This window comes from Halomonas sp. BM-2019 (assembly GCF_017584085.1).
Genome location: NZ_CP071922.1, coordinates 2,414,515 through 2,417,439, shown reverse-complemented (window position 1 = coordinate 2,417,439; position 2,925 = coordinate 2,414,515). Strand labels below are relative to the sequence as shown.

Here is a 2,925-nt window from a genome sequence, read left to right as displayed (position 1 = left end):
TGCGGCTCGCTTTTGACTGATCTCGAGATCGCTATATCCGTTGCTACGTTTGAACTCATGGTGTAAATCAACCAAAGTGGATTCAGCAATTGGGTCTAAATGGGTGACTTTTTCGGAAAGGATAAGCAAACCACCCGGAAGCAGCGCGTCAAAGAATCGTTGCATTAATGCATCCCGTTGCTCTGGAGCAATGAATTGCAAGGTAAAGTTCAAGACAATCATAGAACACGGCTGTAGTGGAAAATCGAGGATATCTGCGCATTCAACCTGCACCGGAATCGTTCCTCGATATGCGTTAATATGGCTCTCACACCGCTCGACCATCGCGGATGAGTTATCAACAGCAATGATTTGCACACCGGGCACCTGACAGTGTTGACGAATCGATAAACTTGCGGCACCTAAAGAACAGCCCAAATCGTAAATACGCGTGTTCGGTTGCGCATAACGGTCTGCTAATCGCCCAATCACATCTATAATAGTTGCATAGCCTGGAACCGAACGATTGATCATGTCCGGAAACACGTTGGCAACTTGGGTATCAAACGCAAAGTCGCTCACTTGTGAGAGGGGCGCAGCATATATCGAATCACGTTGTTTGTTCATAGCGGAGCAAGCAATCCAAATCTTCAGTTGAATGGGTCATTAATCACCAGCAGATTGTACCGTATGCCAATGACAACGACCATTAAAACCCGGCGAGGATAAGGCTAAAGCCAGCCAACAGCCAGAGCCATAGACGTATGGACTGCGCTTTTTACCAGGTCAGTAAGGTATTACAGCGGGTGACTTTCTGACTCGCTCTCCTATATACTGTGCGCCTGGAAACAGGGTTAACATGCGTAGTCACTATTGCGGACAAGTCACAGAACAAGAACTCGGAAACTCAGTTACGGTTGCAGGCTGGGTCCATAAACGACGCGATCTCGGCGGTTTGATTTTCGTCGATATGCGTGATCGCACAGGGTTGTTGCAGGTGGTTTTTGATCCCGACTTCGCTGACATGTTTGCCGAAGCGAATAAACTGCGCCAAGAGTTCTGTGTGCAAATCACCGGTGAAGTTCGGGCCCGTCCAGAGGGGCAAATCAACGCCCGGATGACAACCGGTAAAGTTGAACTGTTAGCTAAAGAAATTACCATTTTGAATCGTGCAGCGCCGCTCCCGATCGATTACAACCAGCAGGTCAGTGAAGAGCAACGCCTGCGCTATCGGTACTTGGATTTGCGCCGTCCTGATATGAACGAAAAGATTCAGTTCCGAGCGCGTGTTGCGAGTGCGGTTCGTCGTTTCATGGACAGTCGCGGCTTTCTCGATATCGAAACTCCTATGTTGACGCGGGCCACGCCTGAAGGTGCGCGCGATTACTTGGTCCCAAGTCGGACACACAAAGGCAAGTTCTTTGCCTTACCGCAAAGCCCGCAGTTGTTTAAGCAACTCTTAATGATGTCCGGTTTTGATCGCTACTATCAGATCGTAAAGTGCTTCCGTGATGAAGATTTGCGCGCGGATCGCCAACCAGAGTTTACTCAGATTGATATTGAAACAACCTTCATGTCGGCAGGGCAAGTACGCGAATTGACAGAAGCCATGGTGCGGTCTTTATTCCTCGAAATGCTCGAAGTCGACTTGGGTGATTTCCCGGTGATGGCGTACAGCGAAGCGATGCGTCGTTTTGGGAGTGATAAACCAGATCTGCGCAATCCGCTGGAATTGGTAGACGTTGCGGATTTGGTAAAAGACATCGATTTCAAAGTGTTCTCGGGTCCTGCCAATGACGCCAAGGGTCGCGTTGCGGTGATTAAGGTACCGGGCGGCGCAAGTCTCAGCCGTAAGCAAATTGATGAATACACGGCCTTTGTCGGTATTTACGGCGCCAAAGGCTTGGCGTGGATGAAGGTCAACGACCGGGCGGCAGGAATCGACGGCTTACAGTCGCCAGTCTTGAAGTTCTTCCCAGACGCTGTTGTGGCTGAACTCCTCGAGCGAGTCGATGCACAAGATGGCGATATTCTTCTCTTCGGTGCAGATAAAGCTACGGTGGTATCTGAGGCTTTGGGTGCGTTGCGTTTGAAGCTGGGCCAAGATTTTGATCTCGTCGCGAACGAGTGGAAGCCATTGTGGGTGGTCGATTTCCCAATGTTCGAAGAAACGGAGGAAGGTTTCTTCGCGCTGCATCATCCATTTACGGCGCCGATTGGCGTGTCAGCAGACGAACTTCGTGCGAGCCCAGGAGCAGCGCTCTCCAATGCTTATGATATGGTGCTAAACGGTGTCGAAGTGGGTGGCGGCTCGGTTCGTATCCACGACAACGCAATGCAGCAAGTGGTGTTTGGCATCTTGGGCATTGATGAAGCGGAAGCCCAAGAAAAGTTTGGTTTCTTGCTCGAAGCTTTGAAATATGGTGCGCCGCCGCACGCAGGTTTGGCGTTCGGTTTGGATCGCTTGGTCATGTTGATGGTGGGCGCGAGCTCAATCCGGGACGTCATTGCATTCCCGAAAACCACCACGGCACAATGCCCATTAACGGATGCACCAGGCGTCGCGAACCCCGCAGCCCTCGAAGAACTAGGCATCCAAATTAAACCGTAACCAACGCACTCGCCGTAACGGAGCGTTGGGCGCTCAACTTGGATCACAAGGAGACAGCATGCAGCGGATTATTCTCGGAATTGACCCGGGAAGTCGAATCACCGGTTATGGGGTGATTGAGCAGCATGGTGCACGTCTCACATACTTGGGGAGCGGTTGTATCAAACTCGCTCGCACGGGCGGGACGACGACAATTCCCCTCGCAACCCGTCTTAAAATGATCCATGATGGTGTCAGCGAACTTATTCAGCAGTTCCAGCCAACAGACTTTGCTATTGAGCAGGTCTTTATGGCCCGCAATCCAGATTCGGCTCTTAAGCTGGGGCAAGCGCGCG

Annotated in this window: 3 protein-coding genes; 2 read left to right on the top strand and 1 reads right to left on the bottom strand. The window is 51.2% G+C overall.

The genetic code is table 11. The features are described from left to right. Positions 1 to 606 (bottom strand): carboxy-S-adenosyl-L-methionine synthase CmoA (gene cmoA, locus J5F18_RS12050; RefSeq protein WP_346298867.1); only part of this gene is annotated, 606 nt, incomplete at its 3' end. Positions 607 to 838: 232 nt separating this feature from the next. On the opposite strand from cmoA, the gene aspS reads away from it, so the two are divergent. Both aspS and ruvC read left to right on the top strand, forming a co-directional pair. Beyond that, positions 839 to 2,590, top strand: a complete 1,752-nt coding sequence (gene aspS / locus J5F18_RS12045; RefSeq protein WP_346298866.1) for an aspartate--tRNA ligase — start codon at positions 839 to 841, stop codon at positions 2,588 to 2,590. 58 nt (positions 2,591 to 2,648) lie between these two features. Beyond that, a partial coding sequence (gene ruvC, locus J5F18_RS12040; protein WP_346298865.1) for a crossover junction endodeoxyribonuclease RuvC occupies positions 2,649 to 2,925 on the top strand: 277 nt, incomplete at its 3' end.